Genomic DNA, 23,230 nt, shown 5'->3' with positions numbered 1-23,230 from the left:
GGCGGAAATTTCGCCGGGCCGCTTTTTGTTGGGGTGATGCGAGGAACGCGGTTGCGGTTCCGTCCGTTTCAGTTGGGCAACGCTCATGGGAGAGTGATGATGGACGTGAACCCGATCGACACGCCGACCGATGCGCCGGAGGAGACCGGCGCGCGTCAGGCAGCGTTTTCCGCGGATGCAGGCACCGACGAGAGCATCGCCGATCGCCTGCAACGCAACCCCGAAAGCAAGGAGGCCCGCCTCGACCGCGCGCTGGACGAATCCATGGATGCGTCCGATCCGCCCGCGTCGACGCAGCCGATCCACAGCCATTCGGCGCCCGCCAGCTCGGGCTATAATCCGCAGGAAGAGGCCAAGCTGGCTGCCGCCAAGGCCGGGCAGAATGAGGAACCGGGGCTGATCGGCAAGATCGCCCGCAAGCTCGGCCTCGACTGAGCCGGCGCGCATCGGTGGCTGCGGCGAACCGCGGCGCCACCGGGTGGCGCGCGAATATCGTTCTCTATGCGGCACTCGCTGCCAATGTCGGGATCGCCGTCGCGAAATTCATCGCGGCGGCGATTACCGGTTCGTCCTCGATGCTGACCGAGGGCGTGCACAGCCTCGTCGACAGCGGCAACCAGCTCCTGCTGCTCTATGGCCAGCACCGCGCCAAGCGGCTGCCCGATCACGAACATCCCTTCGGCTATGGCCGCGAACTCTATTTCTGGGCGTTCGTCGTCGCGATCCTGATCTTCGGCCTGGGCGCCGGTGTCTCGGTCTATGAAGGCTGGAAGCATATCGTCGCGCCGGCGCCGCTCGACGATCCCTGGATCGCCTATCTGGTGCTGGCGATCGCGTTCGCGATGGAGGGCACCAGCTGGTGGATCGCGCTGCGCGAATTCGGCCAGGCCAAGGGCGACACGCCCTGGTGGCAGGCGATCCGCGAGTCGAAGGATCCCGCCGGCTTCATCGTGCTGTTCGAGGATTCGGCGGCGCTTGCCGGGTTGATCGTCGCCGGCATCGGTATCTGGCTGAGCCACGAACTGGCCGATCCGCGGATCGACGGCATCGCCTCGATCGTGATCGGTCTGCTGCTCGCGGCGGTCGCGACCCTGCTCGCGCGTGAAGCAAAGGGACTGCTGATCGGGGAGCGCGCCAACGAGGCGGTGATCGCCTGTGTCCGCAGCATCCTCGACCGCGAACCGGCGATCCTCAAGGTCAATCACGTGCGGACCATCCATACAGCACCCGACCGCGTCTTCGTCGCGGTCAGTGCCGATTTCGAGGACAGCCTGACGATGGGCGAGGGGGAAACGCTGATCGAGCGGCTCGAGCAGGAGCTGAAGCAGGCGATGCCCCAGCTCTCGTCCATCTATATCCGGCCTGAAAAGGTCGAGAATGCACAGGAGGCGGTTGCGGTCGGCTGAGTCCGTGACCCTTGCGGCGGCACGACCTTGTCCACATCTGGTTGGCGCTACCCGAACCAGGACCGCGCCATGCTTCAGATCGACCTCGTCACCGACATTCTCTGCCCCTGGTGCATCCTGGGCCAGCACCGGCTGGACAAGGTGCTGGCGGAGCGGTTCCCCGGTCTGGCCGTGGACATCCGCCATCACCCCTTCCTGCTGATGCCCGACTGTCCCCCAGAAGGCTATTCGATCGCGCAGATGCTCCGCGAGCGCTACGGCGTGACCGACCCGACCCAGGCATGGGCCCGCCCCGAGGCGGAGGCGCGGCTCTCCGGGCTCGCGCTCGACCTGTCGGTTCAGCCCAATGCCTATCCGTCGCAGGCCGCGCACAGCCTGATCCGGCGCGCTCGGGAGCATGGCACGCAGCATGCGCTCGCGGTCGCGATCACCAACGCCTATTTCCTCGAGGCGCGCAACATCGGCGACCCCGAGGTGCTGGCTGATCTGGCCGAGCCATATGGCTTCACCCGCGACGAGGCACTGGCCATCGCCCGCGATCCCGCAGAGCACCGCAGGACCGAGGCCGAGGCGCAGCAGGCGGTCCAGGCCGGCATCGGCGGGGTGCCGCACTTCGTCTTCGGCGGACGGGTCGCGCTCAATGGCGGCCGGGCCGAAGACGATCTCGCCGCGGCGATCGAGCGCGCGCTGACGCTCGCCGCCTGAGTTCAGGGCTCGTCGGGCGCCTCCGCCCGGCGCTCCGCGTCGGGCTGCTCGATCTGATGCGTCCGCTGCAGCAGCCGTGCCGCGATCCAGCAGGTCGTCGCCCAGGCGGCACCGACGCACCAGCCCGCCGCCACATCGGTCGGCCAGTGGACGCCCAGATACAGGCGCGAAAAGCCGATCGCCAGCGTCAGGCTGATCGCGACCGTGATCAGATAAACGCGAACCCGCCGGCTCTCCTGCGTGCTGGCCAGCAGCACGCCGAGCGTCAGGAACACCACCGCGCTGTTCATCGCATGGCCGCTGGGGAAGCTGGCGTTCGACACCTCGACCAGATGCGGCACGACATCGGGCCGCGGCCGGTCGAACAGCATCTTCAACAGGCTGCCGAGCACCGCCCCGCCCGTGACCGAAAGCGCCACGAACAGCGCGGTCGCATATTTGCGCGACGCGATCAGGAAGCCGGTCACTGCGACGGTGGTCAGCGTCAGGCCCCATACCCCGCCGACGGCGGTGATGTCGAGCATCAGCGATCGGAACCAGGCGGGTCCGATCGTGACCGACAGATCGGACGGATCGCGCAGCGCCAGCAACACCCACCGATCGATCGCCATCGTTTCCCCGTCCAGCACCTCGGACCCGAGCTTCAGGAAGAGGAAGGACAGCAGGGCGATCCCCGCAAACGCTGCGAGGATTGCAAAATCGGCGCGCAGCCGCTGCCACAAATCCTTCAACATCATCCGCATTGCCAGAACATCTTCACTTTGGGCACGCCCTCTTCCTGATCCTGGGCGAACAGATAGGCGATGCCCATGTCGCCGAAATTATGCCCCGGCACGATCTCTTCCTCGAACTTATGTCCATCGGCGATCTGGCCGAGAAACCGCCAGCCGCGGGGCGCCTCGTCGGCGCTCTGGATCCCGCAGGGAATGCCGCCCAGATGGGTGCCGCCGTGACGCTCCTCGTCGATCAGGTCCTCGCCAAGCGCCGCGATCGTCTCGTCGCTGAAAAAGGCTGACGCTTCCTCGGCGGTTAGTCCATCCTCCTCCTGCGTCCATCCGGTTACGAAGGCAACCGGGTCGGGCGGCGGTGCGTCAAGCGGCGTCGGCGTATCGCGGTCGCCGATCGCTTCCGGCTCCACCACAAAGGCGGCGTTCGCGCCCGAATCCTGGTCCCAGGTCTCGCAGGTGCCGGGCTCATGGTTGCATTGGAAGGCAAACAGCATCCGCCCCGCGCGCCCCAGCGGAAGGCGGTCCTCGTGATGGGCCAGCTGCGCGATCAGCGACAGCGACCGACCGCATTCGCCGCAATAGGGCCAGTCGGCGGCGGCGAGCCCGTGGGGTACGCCGCCAAACCGTTCCGCCGGCTCGGCCTCGCCCGTCGCACCCCCGAACAGCCGCGCCAGAAGCTCGGGCGAGCGCGCCCGGACGCCTGGCCGAAGTACGGGGGTGTAGAAGCGCACCGGCCTATTTCTTCCTGAGCAGGTCGAGCGCAGCCGCGGTCATCGCCTCGGTTGCGGTCGCGACCACCTTTTCCGCATCGGGCGCCCAGAAGGCGCTGTGCAGCGAGGGCAAGGCGGAGCCGTCGCGCTTGGCCTTGTCCCAGGTCGCCTGGGGCACGCCGCCGACCCAGAACAGCGTCGTCTGCACCGACTTGTCGGGCAGGTTGAAATAGCTGAAATCCTCGCCCGCCATCGACGCCGGCACCATCGCGACCCGCGGATCGCCGAAGCGCGCCTTGAACAGGTCGGTCAGCCGGCCGGTCAGCGGCGTAGTGTTGAAGGTTGCCGGGGTGAAGCCTTCCTTCACCGTCACCACCGGCATCTTGTCTTCGGGCAGGTTCATCGCGATCGCCTCGCCCCGCGCGGTCCGGGCAATCCCCTCCAGCAAATTCTTGCGCACCTCGGGCGAGTAGCTGCGCACCGTCAGCTGCATCAGGCCGTTTTCGGGAATGATGTTGGGCTTGGCACCGGCATGAAAGCTGCCGACGGTCACGACCGCCGCTTCCTGCGGATCGGTCTCGCGGCTGACCAGCGTCTGCAGCCCGACAACGATCCGCGATCCCAGCACCACCGGATCGCGGGTGGTGTGCGGGTAGGCGCCATGCCCGCCGACGCCCTTCAGCTGGATGTCGACCCAGTCAACCGCTGCCATCACATAGCCGTCCTTCATGCCGATCGTGCCGGCGGGCAGGCTGGCGCTGTCGTGAAAGGCGACGACATATTGCGGCTTGGGAAAACGGGTGAACAGCCCGTCGTCCAGCATCGCCTTGGCGCCCTTGCCGACTTCTTCGGCGGGCTGGGCGACCATGATCAGTGTGCCCGACCATTTGCCCTTCATCGCCGCCAGATTGCGCAACGCGCCGATCCAGCTGGCCATGTGCGTGTCGTGGCCGCAGGCATGCATCACGCCCGTCTCCACGCCTTCCGCCGTCGTCACACGCACCTTCGATGCGAAGGGAAGGCCGGTATCCTCGGTCACCGGCAGCCCGTCCATGTCGGCGCGCAGCATCACCACCGGGCCGGGACCGTTGCGCAGCACTGCGACCACGCCGGTGCCACCGACCTTTTCGGTCACCTCATAGCCCGCCGCGCGCGCCTCGGCCGCCAGTTTCGCGGCGCTGCGCGTCTCGTGCAGGCTCAGTTCGGGATTGGCGTGGAAATCGCGGTAGAAGTCCATCAATTCGGGCATCTGCTTCGCCGTGGCGCTGCGAACCGGATCGTCCGCTGCCGCCGGGCCCAGGACGGGTGCGCTTGCAAGCAGCAGATAGCGAAGCATGGATGATCCCCCGGTTCGTTGAGCCGCGGACTGTCGCGCGGAGCGCCGGGTGCTGTCAACGCAAGGCCTGCGAGGGCCCGGGCGGGATCAGGCGGCCGGGACCAGCTCGATCACGTCCAGCGTCGATTCGAATGCGGGATAGGGAAGCACCAGCCGCCAGCGCCGCGCGTCGATGCGGTCGATATAGCCGACCATGTCGCGGTGCGGGTCCAGTCCGTAGCGAATCGGCGTGGTCTCGTCGCCCAGCATCAGCGTACCCAGGAAGACGCGGCGATTGTCACCATCGGGGAAGACCAGCCCGAACGGCCGCTGCTCGCCGTCCAGCCGGACGAGCTCGCGCACCTCGCCCTGTTGCGTCACCCGGCACTGGAGCCAGGGATAGGCGGTAAAGTCGCGCACGACGTCGCTCTTCGATCCCAGCTTGAAGGTGCGGCAGCGATAGTCGCCGACGGGCAGGTCGGCATTTTCCTGAGCCCGGTCGGGATCGAACAGCAGCGGCTCGGCCGCGATTGCCCGGGCATCGGCCGCCCGCGCCTTGGGCAGTGCCTCGTCCCACGCCTTGCGCCAGTTGCGCAGCCGCTGGCGGTCCTCGTCGGTCGCGACCGAACGCCAGTTCGACGTCTCGGTAATCGTGGTGGTGGTTGCCTCGCGGTAGATCGAGCAGCCGGAAGTGAGCAGCAGCCCCAGCGCGCCGGCGGCGGCAAAGGCGGGGGCCATGCGGTTCGGTCGATCCTGCGTCGTCATGGCCCCGTTGTGGCCGCGGATCAGGCCGCGGTCCAGCCTCCGTCGATCGAGTAATTCGCGCCGGTGATCGCCGAGGCCTCGTCGCGGCACAGGAACAGCGCGAGCGCGGCCACCTGTTCGGGGTGGACGAACTCCTTGGTCGGCTGCGCGGCGAGCAGCACGTCGTTCATCACCTGCTCGCGCGTCATGCCGCGCGCCTTCATCGTGTCGGGGATCTGATTCTCGACCAGCGGCGTCCAGACATAGCCCGGCGAGATGCAGTTCACCGTGATCCCGAAGGTCGCGGTTTCCAGCGCGACGGTCTTGGTCAGCCCGGCGATGCCGTGCTTGGCGGCGACATAGGCGGCCTTGTTCGGGCTGGCGACCAGGCTGTGTGCCGAGGCGGTGGTGATGATCCGCCCCCATTTCTTCGCCTTCATCAGCGGCACCGCCGCGCGCATCAGGTGAAAGGTCGAGCTGAGGTTGATCGCGATCACCGCGTCCCATTTCTCGATCGGAAACTCCTCGACCGGCGCAACATGCTGGATGCCTGCGTTCGAGATGACGATGTCGACGCTGCCCAGTTCGGCATTGGCGCGGGCGACCATCGCCGCGATCTGATCGGGCTTGGTCATGTCGGCCGCGTCGTACAGCGCCTGGACGCCGTGCGTCGCCTCCAGCGCAGCGCGCTCCTTCTCGATCGCGTCTGCGTCGCCAAAGCCGTTGATCATCACGCTGGCACCCTCGGCGGCGAGCGCCTTGGCATAGGCCAGGCCGATGCCCGAGGTGGAGCCGGTGATGATGGCGGACTTGCCCTTGAGGAACATGATCTACTCCGTGGCTTGACGAGTGGGGGGGCTTGACGATTGGGGGGGGGCTTAACGATGGGTCAGGTCGAAGGCGGCGGTCTTGCCGTCGAGGATGTTGCTGGCGACCAGCTGGGCATTGGCCATGGTCTCGTTCACCGCCGCGCGTCCTGCCAACCAATGCTCGCGCATCGACCGGGCGGAGAATTCGAAGTCGCGGCTGCCGCCTTCCCAGGCATTGGCACGGTAGATGAGATGGACCAGGCTCAGCGGCAGCTCGTGTGCCGCCGCGCTGAGCGCCTTCACATCGGGGTCCTCGCGCATCTCGGGCGGGAGCTTGGCCAGCATGCGCCGGATCGTCTCGCGCTCGCGGCGCAGCTTCAGCCGTTCGTTGGACAGCGCGCGGGTGCGGCTGGAGAAGCGGATTTCCTTCTCGCGCGCCATCACGTCCATGATCGTGCGCGGCAGGTCCGACGCGGCGGGAAACAGGTCGACCTGAAAGGCCAGCATCGGGGCCGTCTGGTTGTCGAGCACGTGCATCAGCGGCGTGTTCGACACCAGTCCGCCATCCCAATAATAGCGTCCGTCGATCTCCACCGGCGGCAGGCCCGGCGGCAATGCCCCGGATGCCATGATGTGGCGCGCGTCGATCCGGTCGCGCTCGGTATCGAAATAGCGGAAATTGCCATTGCCGATATCGACGGCGCCGACCGACAGTCGCACCGGGCCCGAATTGACCAGATCCCAGTCGACCAGCGAATCCAGTGTCTTCGCCAGCGGCGCGGAATCGTAGAAACTCAGCGCCCCCGGCGTGCCGGGTGCCGCCAGTACCGGCGGGATCATCCGCGGTGTGAAGAAGCCAGGAACGCCGGTCGCGGCGACCATACCCGCCGACCATTCATGGACCCATTCGCGGGCATGGTCGCCGAACGGAATCGGGAAGCTGGGCAGGGCGCTGGTCACCGTTTCCCAGAAGGCCTTGATCCGGCTCATCCGCCGCTCGGGCGGGTTGCCCGCGACCAGAGCCGCATTGACCGCGCCGATCGAGATGCCGGCGACCCAGTCGATCTCGATCCGCGCCTCGCCCAGCGCTTCGATCACGCCCGCCTGATAGCTTCCCAGCGCGCCGCCCCCCTGCAGCACCAGTGCAACCGAATCGGGAAGGGGCAATGTCGAGCGTCGACGGGTGTCTGCATCGGCCATGTCGGGCGATGTGGCGTTGCCGCCGGGCGGGGGCAAGTGAATTTGCCGTCATGTCCGCTTGCTGCGCCCGCGATCGTCGGACGCAGTCGTGCAACGTCTGGCGCGCTCGCGCATTGTTGCGGGCAACGAACGAAACGCGCCATTGCAGGGGATTGCCATGCGCCTCGACGACCTCGATCCGACCAACAACGCCCGCGACCTCGGCAGCGGCGGCGGTGGCGGCGGCCTCAACCTGCTCGGCTTCCTGCCGCTGCTCCTCGGGCGCGGTGGCGGGATCGGTACCTTGCTGATCATCGGCGTCGTCATCTTCATGATGTTCGGCGGCGGACTGGGCAGCATCCTGGGCGGCGGCAGCAGCAGCCAGCAGGGCTCGCGCACCGGCGGCGGCAGCGGGGCGGCCGTATGCACGACCGAGCGGCGCTTTTCCTGTCAGGTCATGACCAGCACCGAACAGACCTGGGGGCAGATTTTTCGCGAATCCGGTCAGCGCTATCAGCCCGCCACGATCAACTTCTATAAGGGCAACGTCCAGTCCGGCTGCGGTGCCGCATCCTCGGCGGTCGGCCCCTTTTACTGCCCGGCGGACATGGGCGTGTATCTTGATACGGCCTTTTTCGACGAGCTTGCCAATCGCTTCGGTGCCAAGGGCGATTTCGCCGAAGCTTATGTGATCGCGCACGAGGTCGGCCATCACATCCAGCGGCTGTTGGGCACGAGCGAGCGGGTCAGCCGCGCACAGCGCAGCGCCGGAGAGGCCGAAGCCAATGCCCTGTCGGTCAAGCTGGAACTTCAGGCGGATTGCTACGCCGGCGTCTGGGCAGCGCGGAACCGCAACCGGCTGGACCCTGGCGACATCGAAGAGGGGATGACTGCCGCAAATGCCATCGGCGACGATACCCTCCAGAAGAAGGCGCAGGGCACCGCGGTGCCGGAGAGTTTCACTCACGGCACCTCCGCCCAGCGGATGCAGTGGTTGCGCAAGGGACTCGAGACCGGCGATCCGGCGCAGTGCAACACCGGCGTGTGAGCGGGCCGTCCGCGCGGTAGAGATGGTGGATCGGGTCGCTCGCCTCGGCTAGGCCATGGCCATGAGCGATTCCGATACCGCACCGCCCGAGGCACCGCGCCTCGCCTATCACCATACGCAGGGCACCGGCCCGACGATCGTCTTCCTGCCGGGCTATGCCTCGGACATGACCGGCACCAAGGCGGTCGCGCTGGAGGAATGGGCCAAGTCGCAGGGGCGCGCCTATCTGCGCTTCGACTATGCCGGTTGCGGCGCCAGCGAAGGCGAGTTCGAGAAGCAGACATTGGCGGGCTGGCGCGACGACGCGCTGCATCTGATCGACACGCTGACCGAAGGGCCGGTGGTGCTGGTCGGCTCGTCCATGGGCGGCTGGGTCATGCTTATGGCGGCCAAGGCCCGTGCGGAGCGCATCGCCGGCATGGTCGGGATCGCTCCGGCGCCCGATTTCACCGATTGGGGATTCACCCAGGCCGAGAAGCTTCAACTGCTTCAGCATGGCCGCATCGAAAAGCCGTCCGACTATTCGGACCAGCCGACTGTCACGACGCGCGCCTTCTGGGCCTCGGGCGAGGCGAACCGGATGATGATCGGCCCGATCGCCTTCGACGGTCCGGTCCGGCTGATCCAGGGACAGCAGGACAAGGAAGTGCCGTGGGAACGCGCCGTGCGTCTGGCCGAGCTGATCCGTTCAGCGCAGGTGCAGACCTGGCTGGTCAAGGACGGCGACCACCGCCTCTCGCGCGATACCGACATCGCGCTCATCATCCGCGGTGTCGAGGACGTGATCACATGCTTGCAACGCTCTTCCTGATGGCCGCCGTCCCGGCGCAGTCGGCGCCCGCGCCTGCCGCGACCGATCTCGACGCACGGCTCGACAAGTGCATCGACGCGACCGCCGCGGACCCGGTGGCGGGGGAGAAGGACGCGATCAAATGGCGGGGCGAGGGCGGTGCCTATCGCGCCAAGATCTGCCTGGGCGTCGCCTATGCCAATCAAGGGCGCTGGGAGTCGGCTGCCGGTGCGCTGGAGGAGGCGGCACGCGAGGCCGAAACCGCCAAGGAGCCGCGGGCGGCAAGCTACTGGGCCCAGGCCGGCAATGCCTGGCTCGGCGCCGGCAAGTCCGACAAGGCCCGCGCCGCGATCGACGCCGCGCTTGCCTCGGGATCGCTGACCGGACTGGCGCTGGGCGAGGCCTATCTCGATCGCGCCCGCGCGCGGGTTGCGCTCGGCGACAATGATGGGGCGCGCAGCGATATCGACCGTGCGCTGACCGATGCGTCGGAAGATCCGCTCGCCTGGCTGCTGTCGGCGACATTGGCCCGGCGGATGAACGACCAGCATCTGGCCAAGAAGCATATCGACGAGGCGCTGCGCCGCTCGCCCGAGGATGCCTCGGTCCAGCTCGAGGCCGGCAATGTCGCCGCGCTGATGCGCGACGAGCCGCGCGCCCGCGCGGCTTGGGCCCGGGTCATCGAACTGGCGCCCGGCAGCCCCCAGGCCAATTCGGCCCGTGTCGCGCTCGAACAGTTCGGCGCCGAGCAATGAAAAAGGGCCGCGCGGCGTGCGCCGCGCGGCCCCGTTCACGGATCGCTCCGCTTAGAAGCGGTAGCCGAGGCCGAGCACGACCTGATGGCGAGCGACGCCATAGTCGTAATCGGAGTAGCGATACTCGCCGCGAACCAGCATGCCGTTGCCGGCCGCATATTCGACGCCAGCACCGAGGCGGAAGCCGCCGAAGTTCTCGCCATATTCGGTCTCGCCACCCGACGTCTCTCGAATGCGGGCATTGGTATAGCCGCCCTTGGCGTAGATCATCGCGTTCGGGCTGACCACAGCGCCGGCGCGCACGCCCACATAGAGGTCACGGCCTGCTTCGCTGCAGAAGGTGGAATAGCAGTCCTTCGTCGATGCGAAGGTGGCTTCGACCTCGCCACCAATGACGAAGGTGTTGATCTGCTTGTTGTAGCCCAGCGCTGCGCCGAACACGACACCGTCAGCGACGTCCTCGACATTGTCATAGCCGACAATGGCCGTTGCGGTCACGCCGGTGAAGGTCTCGGCAGCTTCGTCCTGAGCGAAGGCGGGCGTGGCGACAGTTGCGAGGGCGAGCGCCGTCGCTGCGAGAATGCGCATAGTTGTTCCTTTTGGACTTTTGTTGGTTTTGTTCTGTGTCGGACCGGACGGCCCGGGGCGCGATGTACGGATTAATTCGCGCTCGCAAAGAGCGATAGTTACTCAGGCGTGACGTTTACAGGAGAGTGTTGCTCGACTGCATCACCTCTTGATCGGCGCGCAACGCTATCGATGAGCGGCATGCCCGTACCTGAATCGCGATTCAGGTTGGCTTGACCGCAGCGACGCATGCCGACTATCGCGAGCCCAACGAACGCCCGGAGAGTCGCCACGATGAAGAAGCTCTACCCGAACGCCGAAGCAGCGCTGGAAGGGCTGCTGTTCGATGGCATGATGCTGTGCGCGGGCGGGTTCGGCCTGTGCGGCATTCCGGAACGGCTGATCGACGCGATCCAGGCATCGGGCGTCAAGGACCTGACCATCGCCAGCAACAATGCCGGTATCGACAATGAAGGGCTGGGCAAGCTGCTGCGCAGCCGCCAGGTCAAGAAGATGATCTCCTCCTATGTCGGGGAGAACAAGGAGTTCGAGCGGCAATATCTCTCGGGCGAGCTCGAGGTCGAGTTCTGTCCCCAGGGCACGCTGGCCGAGCGCTGCCGCGCGGGCGGGGCCGGCATCCCCGGCTTCTACACCAAGACCGGCGTCGGCACGCAGGTGGCCGAGGGCAAGGAAGTGAAGACCTTCGACGGCGAGGATTATATCCTCGAGCGCGGCATCCGCGCCGATGTGTCGATCATCAAGGGGTGGAAGGCCGACGAGAGCGGCAACCTGATCTTCCGCAAGACCGCACGCAACTTCAACCAGCCCATGGCGACCGCAGGCAAGGTCTGCGTCGCCGAGGTCGAGGAAGTCGTCCCCGTCGGCAGCCTCGATCCGGACCAGATCCATCTGCCCGGCATCTATGTGAAGCGGCTGATCGTGGGGTCGCCCTATGACAAGAAGATCGAGTTCCGTCTGACCCGGCCGCGCGAGACCGCCTGATGCGCCGCGCCGCCCTGCTCGGCATGACGTTGCTGACCGGCGTTGCCCTGTCGGGCTGCGTAGCGGCGGTCGCAGCGATTCCGGTCGCGGCGGGCGGGGTTCTGGCCAAGAAGGGGCTGAGCCGCGGCAGCGACGAGCGCGCGCGCGAACGGGGCCCTGTTCCTTCACCCAGCCCGACCCCTGGCGCCAGCACCTTGGGCGAGCGCTCGAAGGTCGAGCCGTTCCGCATCGTCGGGGTGGTGAACGGCCCGCTGCCGGCGCCCGGATCCCCGCTGCCGGCCACGCCCGGCCAGCCGCAGGCCCGGCCGGCCGATACGCCGCCGCCCGGCATGCAATATCTCTACGGGTCGGGTGAGGCGGCGGCGCTCAGCATCCAGGCCTATCAGGCGATGTGGGGCTATGTTCAGGCCCGCGTCGCCGATCGCAAGGCGGGGCTGGACATCCGTAGCACCGTGCTGTCCGAGACGGGCACGCTGGAAGTCCCCAAGTTCGTGCCGTGCGGGAAAAAGCCGCTCGCGGTTGTGTTCGACGTCGACGAGACGGTGCTGCTCAATCTCGGTTACGAGGCGGACGATGCGGTTCGCGGCACCGGCTATGACGATGCGCGCTGGCGCCGTTGGGAACGTACCGGCGCTACTCAGGTCGCGCCGGTCCCGGGCGCGGTCGAGACGATCGAGGGCATGCGCCGCGCCGGCGTGACGATCGTGTTCAATTCCAACCGCTCGATCGGCAATGCCGATCAGACGATCGCCGCGATCGAGGCGGCGGGGCTGGGGACGGCGAAGCTCGGCGACACGCTGTACCTGCGCGAGGATGGCCCGGGGCGCAGCGGCAAGGACAGCCGCCGCTGGGCGATCGCCGCCAAATATTGCGTCATCGCGCAAATGGGCGACCAGCTGGGCGACTTCACCGACCTGTTCAATCCGGGCGGCGTGCCCGTGCCGATCCGCCGCAACATGGCCAGCCAGACGATGATCGCCGCGATGTGGGGATCGGGCTGGTTCCTGTTGCCCAACCCAGTTTACGGCACCGGGCTGCACGGCAAGATGGACGACGTCTTCCCGCGCGACAAGCGCTGGGAAGACCCGGGCGAGCAGCCGCCGGCGCCCGCGCCTGCGCCTGTGGCGACGCCCGATCCCGCTGCCGCTCCGGCGGTGCCGCAATGATCCGATCGACTCTCAACGCAAGGAAACGCTGATGCCCTGGACCCGCGACGACATGGCCGCCCGCGCCGCCCGCGAGCTCGAGGACGGTTTCTACGTCAATCTCGGCATCGGTATTCCGACCCTGGTGGCGAACCATATCCCTGCCGGCGTCGAAGTCACGCTCCAGTCGGAAAACGGCATGCTCGGCATCGGGCCCTTCCCCTATGAGGGCGAGGAGGATCCCGACCTGATCAACGCGGGCAAGCAGACGATCAGCGAGCTGCCCAGCTCGGTCTATTTCGGGTCCGAACAGAGCTTCGCGATGATCCGAGGCGGGCATATCGACCTGACCGTGCTGGGCGCGATGGAGATCAGCGAAACCGGCGACATCGCCAACTGGATGATCCCAGGCAAGATGATCAAGGGCATGGGCGGCGCGATGGACCTCGTCGCGGGCGTGAAGAAGATCATCGTGGTGATGGAGCACAGCAGCAAGAACGGCGATCCGAAGTTCATCCCGGAATGCAGCCTGCCGCTGACCGGACGCAATGTGGTCGACATGATCATCACCGACCTGGCCGTGTTCCAGCGTCCCGATCATGACTCGCCCTTCCGCCTGATCGAACTGGCGCCGGGCGTGACCGAGGAAGAGGTCGCGGCCAAGACGACCGCCCGCTACGAGGCCCTGACGCCGGCCTGAACATCGCCTGGAACACCGGTCCCGGCGGCGTCTGAGTCGGGCGATTGACGCGTGCCGGGACGAGGCATAGCCTCGCGTAAATGATCGCCTGGTTCCGTCGCCGCTATCTGGATCTGCTCGGCTCGATCTACCTCTACAATGAGCATCGCGGCTATACGAGCATCGACCGCGTGCTCGAGGCGGTACGGGCGCGATCGCCCGACGATCATGCGCTGATCACGGCGATCGAGAAGCACCGCGCGGACGAGCGCAAACATTATCTGATGTTCCGCCGCTGGTTCGAGCGTCAGGGACGGATGCCGCTGAAGGTCGACCGGACCTGCGGCCATATCGACCGCTTCGTCGAGATCATGTTCCGGCGGACCATCGACGCGCTCGATACCCGCGCGATCATCGCCGACGACCGCCAGTTCGAGAAGTTATGCCGGGTCATCGCGCTGACCGAGCGGCGCGGACATCGCCAGGTCGATGTCCTGCTGAACCACCCGATCGTGCGGCGCGACCAGCGGCTGATGCGGATCTTCGGTATCATCCGGCGCGACGAGCCCAGCCACTGGGCGCCCTATGAAGGCTGGCTCAAGGCCAATGGCAGGCGCGATCCGCGCTGGTGGGAGCGCGCGGTCGACGGCTTCATCCATTCCGAACTGCTGCTGTTGAAGCTGCCGATGCTGTTCCTCAATCCCTGGGTCGCGCGCCGGATCGACTGGGCGGACGCGGACGAGCCGCGGCGACAGGGAAGCGTCGTCCCTAACGCGGTCTGACACGGTCGCAGCCGCCGCGTGGATTGCTCCACCTGGCGAAGGAAAGTTGCGGCACGGCTTGCGATTGCGCACGATTCGACTAGGAGCGCTCGCATGTCCAATCCGCGCACCTTGTACCAGAAGATCTGGGACGATCACGTCGTCGAACGCCGCGACGATGGCACGTGCCTGATCTATATCGACCGCCACCTCATCCATGAGGTCACCAGCCCGCAAGCCTTTGACGGGCTTCGCGCCGCTGGCCGCCGGGTGCGCCGGCCGGACCTTACCCTCGCGGTGCCCGACCATAATGTCCCGACCACGCCGCGCGTCGATGCGGCCGGGCGCCGGCTGCCGATCGTCGATCCCGAAAGCGCCGAGCAGCTCGCGGCGCTGGAGCGCAACACCGCGGAATTCGGCATCCGCTATATCGACGCCATCGCCGCCGAACAGGGGATCGTCCATGTCGTCGGTCCGGAACAGGGTTTCACCCTGCCGGGGACGACCCTGGTCTGTGGCGACAGCCATACTGCCGCGCACGGCGCGCTGGGTGCACTCGCCTTCGGCATCGGCACCAGCGAGGTCGAGCATGTCTTCGCCACCCAGACGCTCCAGCTGCGCCAGTCCAGGGCGATGGAGGTCCGCGTCGACGGGTCTCTGGGCTTCGCGGTCAGTCCCAAGGATGTGATCCTGGCGATCATCGGCAAGATCGGTGCCGCCGGTGGCACGGGTTATGTCATCGAATATACCGGTGACGTGTTTCGCGACATGTCGATCGAGGGGCGGCTGACCGTCTCCAACATGTCGATCGAGGGCGGCGCCCGCGCCGGGCTCATCGCGCCGGACGAGAAGACCTTCGACTATCTCAAGGGCAGGCCGATGGCGCCCACGGGTGAGGCATGGGACAAGGCGTTGGCCTATTGGCGGACATTGCCGAGCGATGCCGAGGCGGCCTATGACCGGGTCGAGCGGCTGTCGGCCAGCGACATCGCGCCGTCGCTGACCTGGGGCACCAGCCCGGAGGACGTCGTGCCGATCACCGGCGTCGTCCCCGACCCCGACAGCTTCGCCGATCCGGCCAAGCGCGTCGCCGCGCGCAAGTCGCTCGACTATATGGGTCTGGCGCCGGGCACCGCGATGCAGGACGTCGCGATCGAGCATGTCTTCATCGGCAGTTGCACGAACAGCCGGATCGAGGATCTGCGCGCCGCGGCCGAGGTCGCTCGCGGTCGCCATGTCGCCGACGGGATTCGTCAGGCGCTGATCGTCCCGGGCTCCGGACTGGTGAAGCGCCAGGCCGAGGCGGAGGGGCTCGACCGCATCTTCCTCGAGGCAGGGTTCGAATGGCGCGAGCCCGGCTGTTCGATGTGCCTTGCGATGAATCCGGACAAGGTGCCCAGCGGCGAACGTTGTGCTTCCACCTCCAACCGCAATTTTGTAGGGAGGCAGGGTCCGGGTGCCCGGACGCATCTGCTGTCGCCGGCAATGGCCGCGGCAGCGGCAGTAACTGGCCGGCTTACCGATGTCAGGGACCTGGTGTCCCGACCGGCCTGAGTAAGGGGGATGCACGATGAAGCGAGTTTTGGTGCTTCTGGTCGCGGGTACGGTTCTGACCGGTGCGGCCGCAGCCTATGCCGCGTCCGCACGGCCGGCCAACGCGACGGGGTCCGGCAAGCCGGAGCCGACCGGCTCTTCGAAGACCGGCGCCTTTTACTGATCCGTCTGCCGTCGCTTCGCGGCAGAGGCGCGCCTGACGGTCCCGTTCGTTGCTCGCGCGTGCTGCGCGGGATCGGGACCCGTGGCCGTGCTGCTTGAGAGGGGACTGTCATGACGTTTTTCGCTTTTGCCGCTGCTCTCGCGCTGACGGCTCCCACCGATGCGGCACCCCTGTCGGTCGCACCCGCCGCTGCGCCGCGTCCCGTGGCGGCTGCGGAGGTCAAATTGTGGCGGGTCGATTGCGGGTCGCTGCACTTCGCCAACTTCGCGCCGTTCAGCGATCGGGGCGAGTATGACGGCCAGCCGCACGATCTGATCGCCAGCTGCTATCTGATCAAGCATGGCGACGAGTGGATGCTGTGGGACACGGGGCTCAGCGGGTCGCTGGTCGGCAAGCCGTCCGAGTCCGAGGGTACCGTTTCGCGACTGGACGAGACGATCGCGACCCAGATCGCCCGGCTGGGCGTCACGCCCGCGCAGGTCAAGTTCGTCGGGATCAGCCACAATCATTTCGATCATATCGGCCAGGCGGCCGACTTTCCCGCCTCGACCCTGCTGATCGGCAAGGCGGATTTCGACAAACTGGCCGCGGGCAAGGCGGACGGCCAGCGCGAGGCGATCGCGCCCTGGCTCGGCGAGGGGGCGAAAATCGTCAAGCTGTCCGGTGATCATGACGTTTTCGGCGACGGCAGCGTCACCATCCTCTCGATGCCCGGCCACACCGCCGGCCATGCCGCGCTGCTGGTGCGGGTGACCGGTGGCGCGCCGGTGCTGCTGTCGGGCGACCAGTTCCACGCGCAGCAGAGCTTCGACAGGAACCTCGTGCCCGTCTTCAACGCCGATCGCGCCCAGACGCTGGCGTCGAGCGACCGGTTCCGCGCCGTCGCCGCGAAGGAAAAGGCGGTGATCGTCATCCAGCACGAGCCTGCCGACCTCGCCAAGATTCCCGCCATTCCGAAAGCGAAGTGACCATGGAACCCGTCCGCACCGTCGAAGGCCGCGCCTATCCCTGGGGCGCGAAGAATATCGACACCGATGTGATCATCCCGGCCCACTGGCTGAAGACGGTCAGCCGCAAGGGGCTGGGCAGGGGCGCGTTCGAGACCGTCCGCGCCGAGCCCGGTAACCTTTTCGACGATCCGCGCTATTCGGGTGCGCCGATCCTGGTGGCGGGCGAGAATTTCGGCTGCGGCTCCAGCCGCGAACATGCCGCCTGGGCGCTCGCCGATCTCGGGATCAAGGCGGTGATCGCACCCAGCTTCTCGGACATCTTCTCGGGCAATGCCTTCAAGAACGGCATCGTCACGGTCGTGCTGCCGCAGGAGGCGGTCGACCGACTGGTCGAGGTCGCGCGCGACGGCGAGATCACCGTCGACCTCGAGACGATGACGGTCACGACCCCGTTCCAGGACCGTTTCCCGTTCGACCTCGATCCCTTTCGCCGCGACTGCCTGATGCAGGGGCTCGACGAGATCGGCTTGACCTTGGCCCGCGATACCGCGATTTCGAAATTCGAAATGGGCGCGGCCGAATCTCGCCCGTGGATAGCGGTTGGGAGCGGACATGAAGGCATTGCTGTCGAAGGCGCCGGGCGGACCTGAAACTCTAATCCTCGAGGATGTGGCGGATCCGGTCGCGGGGCCGGGTCAGGTCGTGGTCGCGGTCAGGGCCTGTTCGATCAACTATCCCGACGTCCTGATCATCGAGGACAAATATCAGTTCAAGCCGCCCCGGCCCTTTGCCCCGGGCAGCGAGATTTCGGGCGTGATCGACAGCGTCGGCGAGGGGGTCACCGGCTGGTCGGTCGGCGACCGGGTGCTGGCGATGACCGGCCATGGCGGCCTCTCGGAAAAGGTCGTGGTCGAGGCTGCTCGTCTGTTCCGCCTCCCCGAAGGTCGCAGCTTCGCCGAGGGGGCCTCGCTGGTGCTAACCTATGGCACCACGATCCACGCGCTGCTCGACCGCGGGCACCTGAAGGCCGGGCACACGCTGCTCGTTCTTGGCGCCGCGGGGGGTGTCGGGCTGGCGGCGGTGGAACTCGGCAAGGCTTATGGGGCACGGGTGGTCGCGGCCGTGTCGTCCGAGGAAAAGGCCGAGGCCGCCCGCGCGGCGGGTGCGGACGAGACGTTGGTCTATCCGCGCGGACCGTTCGACAAGGAACAGTCCAAGGCTCTGGCCGAGCAGTTCAAGGCGGCGGTCGGCCGCAACGGAGCCGACGTGATCTACGATCCGGTCGGCGGCGACTATGCCGAGCCGGCGCTGCGCTCGATCGGTTGGGAAGGTCGCTATCTGGTGGTCGGCTTCCCCGCGGGCATTCCCAGGCTTCCGCTCAACCTGACCCTGCTCAAGAGCTGCGACGTGTGCGGGGTCTTCTGGGGTGCTTTCGCCGCCCGCGATCCGCAGTCGAATGCCGCGCATATCGAGACGCTGTTCGACCTGTGGGAAAGCGGCAAGATCGGCCCGCGCGTCTCCGAGACCTTCGCCTTCGCCGATGGCGGCAAGGCCATCGCCAAGATGGCCGCCCGCGGCGCGATCGGCAAGCTGGTGGTGGCGCTGGACGCGTAGCGGCGCTGGATCCGGCCCATCCGCATCCCCGGCCGCGGCGCCGGGATGCACCGGGCGGCTGCTGGCCGGACGGCGCAACGCCTCGGCGATCCGACCGCGCTCCAAAGGGAGGTTGCCTCGCGACCATCCCCCACCTATCTCGGGCGAAACCACAGCCAAGGGGTAGTCATGACCACGTTCGAGGATCGCGAAAAGGCATTCGAGGCGAAGTACGCCCGCGACGAGGATATGGCCTTTCGCATCACCGCGCGCCGCAACCGGCTGCTCGGTCAGTGGGCGGCGGCTCAGATGAAGCTGACCCCCGAAGAGACCGACGCCTATGCCAAGGCAGTCGTGCAGGCCGATTTCGAGGAAGCCGGCGACGAGGACGTTATCCGCAAGCTGCTGGGTGACCTGCTCGCGGCTGGTGTCGAGACCGATGACGCGACCGTGCGCAAGGCGGTCGAGGCGCAGACGGTCGAGGCGCGCCGCCAGCTGATGGAAGCCCAGTAACATGCCGATGGCAGCCGCCGAGATCGAGGAACTGATCCGCGCCGGCATTCCCGACGCACGGGTCGAGATCACCGACCTTGCCGGCGACGGCGACCATTATGCCGCGCGGGTGGTCAGCCCGATGTTCAAGGGCATGCCGCGCGTGCGCCAGCACCAGGCAGTCTATGCCGCGCTGGGCGGTCGGATGGGCGGCGTGCTCCACGCGCTCCAGCTGACCACCGAAGCGCCGACCGAGGAGTGAGTGACGTGACCGACGACGTACAGGCCCGTATCCAGGATCTGGTGGACAAGAACCCGGTCCTCCTGTTCATGAAGGGCAGCCCGCTCTTCCCGCAATGCGGCTTTTCCAGCCGCGCGATCGCGATCCTCAACCATCTCGGCGTCGAGTTCGAAAGCGTCGACGTGCTGCAGGACCAGGGCATTCGGCAGGGCATCAAGAGCTTCTCCGACTGGCCGACCATCCCCCAGCTCTATGTGAAGGGCGAGTTCGTCGGCGGATCGGACATCATGATGGAAATGTACGAAAGCGGCGAACTGGCGCAGCTTCTCGAGGATTCGGGCGCCAAGGCCGCCTGAGCCCACCTCGCGACGGGCGGCAGGTGATGGGCCGCCCCACGACCTGCCGCGGAGCAGCAGGTCGCGCCTAGCGCGCGGGTGTCGGGGCCTTCACCAGGATCGCGACCAGCTCGTAATAGCTCGCCAGGTCGATCGGATAGTCGAACTGGCAACCGATCTGGCCGCCCAAGACCCAGCGGACCTCGGCCGCGGTCTGGCCGACAACCGGCAGGTTCAACTGGAGGCGGTCGTCGATCGCGACCGCGCTGTCGCACCGCGCCATCAGTCCATGGGGCGACAGGTTGACGATCAGCAGCAGGTGCTCACGGCCATCCGGACCGGTCGCGCGGGCGCGGTAGCTGACCTCTTCGCGCTCCTCCCGACGCGCCTCGGGCGGGGCAGGCTTCAGCGCTCCAAAGCTCATCTACACCCTCCGCACCGGCCTAGTGAGACTTCGGCCTTTAATGACGGGGCGTGAAGCGATGGTTAAGGCGGTCCGGCCCGTTCCCGATCAGCGGTCGAAGGAGAGGATGCCGTGGTTCTTCTTGCCCGCCGACAGGCGCATTGGCGTGTCGCTCGGCTGAAGGACCAGCGTCGCGTCCTCGATCTTGTCGCCATCGACGCGCGCGCCGCCGCCCTTGATCAGGCGGCGGGCCTCGCCCTTCGACGCGCTGAGGCCCAGCGCCACCAGTGCATCGACGACGCCGATCGGCCCGGTCGCCGTGTGACTGGGCAGCGATGCGCCGATCGCGCCTTCCTCGAAGGTACGGCGCGCGGTCTCGGCCGCTTCCTCGGCGGCGGCGGCACCGCGGCACAGCCGGGTCGCTTCGTTTGCAAGCACCTTCTTCGCCTCGTTGATCTCGGCGCCTTCCAGCGCGGCAAGGCGGGCAATCTCGTCCATCGGCAGGTCGGTGAACAACCGCAGCCGCGCCTCGACGTCGCGATCCTCGGTGTTCCGCCAGAACTGCCAATAGTCGTAATGCGACAGCTGGTCCTCGTTCAGCCAGACCGCTCCGCTCACGGTCTTGCCCATCTTGGTGCCGTCGGCATTGGTCAGCAGCGGGGTGGTCATGCCGAACACCTGCGTCCCGTCGACCCGGCGGGTCAGCTCGACGCCGTTGACGATATTGCCCCACTGATCCGACCCGCCCATCTGGAGCCGGCAGCCGACGCGGCGCGACAGCTCCAGGAAATCATAGGCCTGGAGGATCATGTAGTTGAATTCGAGGAAGCTGAGCGACTGTTCGCGCTCGAGGCGCAGCTTGACCGAATCGAAACTCAGCATCCGGTTGACCGAGAAATGCTGGCCGATGTCGCGCAGGAAGGGGATATATTCCAGCGTGTCGAGCCATTCGGCATTATCGATCAGGATCGCATCGGTCGGGCCGTCGCCAAAGGTCAGGAAGCGTTCGAACACGCGCCGGATCGAGGCGATATTCTCCGCGATCAGATCGGTCGTCAGCAGCTTGCGCGCCTCGTCCTTGAAGCTGGGGTCGCCGATCTTCCCGGTGCCGCCGCCCATGATGACGATCGGTTTGTGCCCGGCGCGCTGCAGCTGGCGCAGCATCATGATCGAGACGAGACTTCCGACATGGAGCGACGGTGCAGTCGGATCGAAGCCGATATAGCCCGGCACGATCTGCTTCGAGGCCATCTCGTCGAGGCCGGTGGCGTCGGTGACCTGGTGGATGTACCCACGGTCGGACAGGGTGCGGAGCAGATCGGACTTGTATTCGGTCATGGCGAGCCGCGCCTAGCATGAGGACGCTTCATTGCAAAAGTATCGCTTGGTACCGCATCCCGATTTCCCGCCGCTGGCCGTCACCGCGGTAGAGGTTTCGCTGACCCGCAACGATGCACGGCACTGGTCGCTCGACTATGCGGTCGAGGGTGGCGAGGAACTGATCGTGCCCGAGCCCGCCGCGCCTGCTCGGACCGACGAATTGTGGAAGCACAGCTGCTTCGAGGTCTTCGTCGCCGGCGATGCGGGCTATGCTGAGTTCAACTTCTCGCCCTCGACCCGCTGGGCCGCCTATCGTTTCGACGGTTATCGCAAGGGCGGGCGCGACCTGGCCGTGGAGAACGAGCCCCATGTCGTGCGCCGCGACGACGGCGTCAGCGCGCGGGTGGTGGTGCCCGAGCTCCCCGGCGACCCGTGGCGCGTGGCGCTGACCGCGGTGATCGAGGAGACCGGCGGGCGCATTTCCTATTGGTCGCTCGCACACCCCCGTTCGAAGCCCGACTTCCACGATCCGGCTTGCTTCGTCCTGCAAGTCCCGGCAGCAGGCTGACGCATGAACTTCGGTATCGATCGCCTGCTCGCCGACCCCGCGCTCCGCAAGCCGCTGGAGGGGAAGCGCGTCGCGCTGCTCGCCCATCCGGCATCGGTGACATGCGACCTGACCCATTCGCTCGACGCGCTGATGGCCGCGGGGCTGAACGTATCGGCGGTGTTCGGCCCGCAGCACGGCGTGCGCGGCGATCTTCAGGACAATATGATGGAGTCGCCCGACTTCACCGACCCGATTTACGGCATGCCGGTGTTCAGCCTGTATGGCGAGGTCCGCCGACCGACCGGCCAGTCGATGGGCACGTTCGATGTGATGCTGGTCGACCTGCAGGATGTCGGCTGCCGCATCTACACCTTCGTCACGACCCTGCTCTACGTGCTCGAGGCGGCGGCGGAGCATGGCAAGTCGGTCTGGGTGCTCGACCGGCCCAATCCCGCCGGACGCCCGATCGAGGGGCTGACGCTGCTCGGCGGCTGGGAAAGCTTCGTCGGCGCCGGGCCGATGCCGATGCGTCACGGCATGACGCTGGGCGAGATGGGCCGCTGGTTCATCGACCACTACCGCCTCGACGTCGACTATCGCGTGATCGAGATGGAGGGCTGGGCGCCCGAGAGCGGGCCGGGCTATGGCTGGCCGGTCGAGCGGCCGTGGATCAATCCCAGCCCGAACGCGGCCAACGTCAACATGGCGCGCGCCTATGCCGGCACGGTCATGCTGGAAGGCACGACCCTGTCGGAGGGGCGCGGGACCACCCGTCCGCTCGAGCTGTTCGGTGCGCCCGACATCGATGCGCGCGCGGTCATCGCCGAGATGCAGCGGATCGCGCCGCACTGGCTGGAAGGCTGCACGTTGCGCGACATGTGGTTCCAGCCGACCTTCCACAAGCATGTCGGGAAACTGTGCAGCGGTGTGTTCATCCATGCCGAGGGGCCGGACTATGACGATCGCGCCTTTCGCCCGTGGCGGCTCCAGGCGCTCGGGTTCAAGGCGATCCGCAATCTCCATTCCGGCTACGACCTGTGGCGTGATTTTCCGTACGAGTATGTGTTCGACAAGCTGGCGATCGACGTGATCAACGGCGGCCCGGGCCTGCGCGAATGGGTCGACGATCCCGCGTCGCACCCGCGCGACCTGGACGCGCAGACCGTGCCCGACGAGACCGCCTGGGAAACCGAGCGGGCCGCATATCTGCTGTACTGATCCCGACCCTATTTGGCGCGACCCGACATGCCCCAAGGCAATTTGATTGTGCAGGACATTCCGACTAA

The 23,230-nt window shown here is 66.9% G+C and carries 29 protein-coding genes; 20 read left to right on the top strand and 9 right to left on the bottom strand.

Annotation, left to right across the window (positions count from 1 at the left end; translation table 11 throughout):
• Window positions 1-96: 96 nt before the first annotated feature.
• From ACZ1H8_RS02775 to ACZ1H8_RS02765, 3 genes are all read left to right on the top strand, one after another.
• Window positions 97-435: a hypothetical protein gene (locus ACZ1H8_RS02775; protein WP_110150191.1), complete on the top strand. Its 339-nt coding sequence runs from the start codon at window positions 97-99 to the stop codon at window positions 433-435.
• Between the two features lie 14 nt (window positions 436-449).
• Window positions 450-1,406: a cation diffusion facilitator family transporter gene (locus ACZ1H8_RS02770; RefSeq protein WP_465179886.1), complete on the top strand. Its 957-nt coding sequence runs from the start codon at window positions 450-452 to the stop codon at window positions 1,404-1,406.
• Window positions 1,407-1,475: 69 nt separating this feature from the next.
• On the top strand, window positions 1,476-2,111 hold the full coding sequence (locus tag ACZ1H8_RS02765) for a DsbA family oxidoreductase (protein ID WP_465179885.1): 636 nt from the start codon (window positions 1,476-1,478) through the stop codon (window positions 2,109-2,111).
• Window positions 2,112-2,113: 2 nt separating this feature from the next.
• Here ACZ1H8_RS02765 and ACZ1H8_RS02760 read toward each other — a convergent pair whose 3' ends face one another.
• From ACZ1H8_RS02760 to ACZ1H8_RS02735, 6 genes are all read right to left on the bottom strand, one after another.
• A complete protein-coding gene (locus ACZ1H8_RS02760) occupies window positions 2,114-2,848 on the bottom strand; it encodes a phosphatase PAP2 family protein (protein ID WP_465179884.1) in 735 nt (244 codons plus the stop codon).
• The gene (locus tag ACZ1H8_RS02755) at window positions 2,845-3,570 is read right to left on the bottom strand and encodes a YwqG family protein (RefSeq protein WP_465179883.1); all 726 of its coding nucleotides are present in this window, start codon (window positions 3,568-3,570) and stop codon (window positions 2,845-2,847) included. Before ACZ1H8_RS02755 ends, ACZ1H8_RS02760 begins: the two co-directional genes overlap by 4 nt.
• A 4-nt stretch (window positions 3,571-3,574) precedes the next feature.
• Window positions 3,575-4,885 (bottom strand): amidohydrolase, encoded by a 1,311-nt coding sequence (locus tag ACZ1H8_RS02750; RefSeq protein WP_465179882.1) that lies wholly within the window; start codon window positions 4,883-4,885, stop codon window positions 3,575-3,577.
• 87 nt (window positions 4,886-4,972) lie between these two features.
• On the bottom strand, window positions 4,973-5,629 hold the full coding sequence (locus ACZ1H8_RS02745; RefSeq protein WP_465179881.1) for a DUF4893 domain-containing protein: 657 nt from the start codon (window positions 5,627-5,629) through the stop codon (window positions 4,973-4,975).
• 20 nt (window positions 5,630-5,649) lie between these two features.
• Window positions 5,650-6,435 (bottom strand): 3-hydroxybutyrate dehydrogenase, encoded by a 786-nt coding sequence (locus tag ACZ1H8_RS02740; RefSeq protein ID WP_465179880.1) that lies wholly within the window; start codon window positions 6,433-6,435, stop codon window positions 5,650-5,652.
• A gap of 51 nt (window positions 6,436-6,486) precedes the next feature.
• On the bottom strand, window positions 6,487-7,617 hold the full coding sequence (locus ACZ1H8_RS02735; RefSeq protein ID WP_465179879.1) for a patatin-like phospholipase family protein: 1,131 nt from the start codon (window positions 7,615-7,617) through the stop codon (window positions 6,487-6,489).
• Between the two features lie 157 nt (window positions 7,618-7,774).
• Here ACZ1H8_RS02735 and ypfJ point away from each other — a divergent pair, with 157 nt between their 5' ends.
• From ypfJ to ACZ1H8_RS02720, 3 genes are all read left to right on the top strand, one after another.
• Window positions 7,775-8,644, top strand: a complete 870-nt coding sequence (gene ypfJ, locus ACZ1H8_RS02730) for a KPN_02809 family neutral zinc metallopeptidase (protein WP_465179878.1) — start codon at window positions 7,775-7,777, stop codon at window positions 8,642-8,644.
• Between the two features lie 61 nt (window positions 8,645-8,705).
• The gene (locus ACZ1H8_RS02725) at window positions 8,706-9,455 is read left to right on the top strand and encodes an alpha/beta fold hydrolase (protein WP_465179877.1); all 750 of its coding nucleotides are present in this window, start codon (window positions 8,706-8,708) and stop codon (window positions 9,453-9,455) included.
• On the top strand, window positions 9,434-10,189 hold the full coding sequence (locus ACZ1H8_RS02720) for a tetratricopeptide repeat protein (RefSeq protein WP_465179876.1): 756 nt from the start codon (window positions 9,434-9,436) through the stop codon (window positions 10,187-10,189). Before ACZ1H8_RS02725 ends, ACZ1H8_RS02720 begins: the two co-directional genes overlap by 22 nt.
• 51 nt (window positions 10,190-10,240) lie before the next feature.
• On the opposite strand, the gene ACZ1H8_RS02715 is transcribed toward ACZ1H8_RS02720, so the two are convergent.
• Complete coding sequence (locus tag ACZ1H8_RS02715) at window positions 10,241-10,777, bottom strand: outer membrane protein (RefSeq protein ID WP_465179875.1); 537 nt, start codon at window positions 10,775-10,777, stop codon at window positions 10,241-10,243.
• Window positions 10,778-11,050: 273 nt separating this feature from the next.
• Between ACZ1H8_RS02715 and ACZ1H8_RS02710 the strand changes: the two genes are divergently transcribed.
• The 12 genes from ACZ1H8_RS02710 to grxD all read left to right on the top strand — a co-directional run bounded on the left by ACZ1H8_RS02710 (window position 11,051) and on the right by grxD (window position 19,692).
• Complete coding sequence (locus tag ACZ1H8_RS02710; RefSeq protein ID WP_465179874.1) at window positions 11,051-11,758, top strand: CoA transferase subunit A; 708 nt, start codon at window positions 11,051-11,053, stop codon at window positions 11,756-11,758.
• Complete coding sequence (locus tag ACZ1H8_RS02705) at window positions 11,758-12,924, top strand: 5'-nucleotidase, lipoprotein e(P4) family (protein WP_465179873.1); 1,167 nt, start codon at window positions 11,758-11,760, stop codon at window positions 12,922-12,924. The genes ACZ1H8_RS02710 and ACZ1H8_RS02705 overlap by 1 nt, the downstream gene beginning before the upstream one ends.
• A gap of 31 nt (window positions 12,925-12,955) precedes the next feature.
• Window positions 12,956-13,603 carry a 3-oxoacid CoA-transferase subunit B gene (locus ACZ1H8_RS02700; RefSeq protein WP_465179872.1) on the top strand — a complete coding sequence of 216 codons (648 nt, stop codon included), beginning with the start codon at window positions 12,956-12,958 and terminating at the stop codon, window positions 13,601-13,603.
• An 80-nt stretch (window positions 13,604-13,683) separates the two neighbouring features.
• Window positions 13,684-14,364 (top strand): ferritin-like domain-containing protein, encoded by a 681-nt coding sequence (locus ACZ1H8_RS02695; protein WP_465179871.1) that lies wholly within the window; start codon window positions 13,684-13,686, stop codon window positions 14,362-14,364.
• A gap of 93 nt (window positions 14,365-14,457) precedes the next feature.
• The gene (gene leuC / locus ACZ1H8_RS02690; protein WP_465179870.1) at window positions 14,458-15,897 is read left to right on the top strand and encodes a 3-isopropylmalate dehydratase large subunit; all 1,440 of its coding nucleotides are present in this window, start codon (window positions 14,458-14,460) and stop codon (window positions 15,895-15,897) included.
• Between the two features lie 16 nt (window positions 15,898-15,913).
• Window positions 15,914-16,060 carry a hypothetical protein gene (locus tag ACZ1H8_RS02685; protein ID WP_181401826.1) on the top strand — a complete coding sequence of 49 codons (147 nt, stop codon included), beginning with the start codon at window positions 15,914-15,916 and terminating at the stop codon, window positions 16,058-16,060.
• 110 nt (window positions 16,061-16,170) lie between these two features.
• On the top strand, window positions 16,171-17,028 hold the full coding sequence (locus ACZ1H8_RS02680) for an N-acyl homoserine lactonase family protein (protein WP_465179869.1): 858 nt from the start codon (window positions 16,171-16,173) through the stop codon (window positions 17,026-17,028).
• A gap of 2 nt (window positions 17,029-17,030) precedes the next feature.
• Window positions 17,031-17,660, top strand: coding sequence for a 3-isopropylmalate dehydratase small subunit (gene leuD, locus ACZ1H8_RS02675; RefSeq protein WP_465181322.1), 630 nt, complete (start codon window positions 17,031-17,033; stop codon window positions 17,658-17,660).
• Window positions 17,623-18,624 (top strand): NADPH:quinone oxidoreductase family protein, encoded by a 1,002-nt coding sequence (locus ACZ1H8_RS02670; protein ID WP_465179868.1) that lies wholly within the window; start codon window positions 17,623-17,625, stop codon window positions 18,622-18,624. The genes leuD and ACZ1H8_RS02670 overlap by 38 nt, the downstream gene beginning before the upstream one ends.
• A 168-nt stretch (window positions 18,625-18,792) precedes the next feature.
• A complete protein-coding gene (locus ACZ1H8_RS02665) occupies window positions 18,793-19,116 on the top strand; it encodes a DUF1476 domain-containing protein (protein WP_110150208.1) in 324 nt (107 codons plus the stop codon).
• 1 nt (window position 19,117) lies between these two features.
• Window positions 19,118-19,357, top strand: a complete 240-nt coding sequence (locus ACZ1H8_RS02660; protein ID WP_110150209.1) for a BolA family protein — start codon at window positions 19,118-19,120, stop codon at window positions 19,355-19,357.
• Window positions 19,358-19,362: 5 nt separating this feature from the next.
• Window positions 19,363-19,692 (top strand): Grx4 family monothiol glutaredoxin, encoded by a 330-nt coding sequence (grxD, locus tag ACZ1H8_RS02655; protein WP_110150218.1) that lies wholly within the window; start codon window positions 19,363-19,365, stop codon window positions 19,690-19,692.
• A 67-nt stretch (window positions 19,693-19,759) separates the two neighbouring features.
• Here grxD and ACZ1H8_RS02650 read toward each other — a convergent pair whose 3' ends face one another.
• Together ACZ1H8_RS02650 and tyrS are read right to left on the bottom strand one after the other, a co-directional pair.
• The gene (locus tag ACZ1H8_RS02650; protein WP_465179867.1) at window positions 19,760-20,095 is read right to left on the bottom strand and encodes a PilZ domain-containing protein; all 336 of its coding nucleotides are present in this window, start codon (window positions 20,093-20,095) and stop codon (window positions 19,760-19,762) included.
• Between the two features lie 87 nt (window positions 20,096-20,182).
• The gene (tyrS, locus tag ACZ1H8_RS02645) at window positions 20,183-21,412 is read right to left on the bottom strand and encodes a tyrosine--tRNA ligase (RefSeq protein WP_465179866.1); all 1,230 of its coding nucleotides are present in this window, start codon (window positions 21,410-21,412) and stop codon (window positions 20,183-20,185) included.
• Window positions 21,413-21,443: 31 nt separating this feature from the next.
• Here tyrS and ACZ1H8_RS02640 point away from each other — a divergent pair, with 31 nt between their 5' ends.
• Window positions 21,444-21,962 (top strand): DOMON-like domain-containing protein, encoded by a 519-nt coding sequence (locus ACZ1H8_RS02640; RefSeq protein WP_465179865.1) that lies wholly within the window; start codon window positions 21,444-21,446, stop codon window positions 21,960-21,962.
• 3 nt (window positions 21,963-21,965) lie between these two features.
• Window positions 21,966-23,162, top strand: a complete 1,197-nt coding sequence (locus ACZ1H8_RS02635) for an exo-beta-N-acetylmuramidase NamZ family protein (RefSeq protein ID WP_465179864.1) — start codon at window positions 21,966-21,968, stop codon at window positions 23,160-23,162.
• Window positions 23,163-23,230 lie beyond the last annotated feature (68 nt).

This window comes from Sphingomonas sp. BL-S-25 (assembly GCF_055521555.1).
Note: the sequence above shows the minus strand (reverse complement) of the source record. Positions and strands in the feature narration are given on the sequence as shown.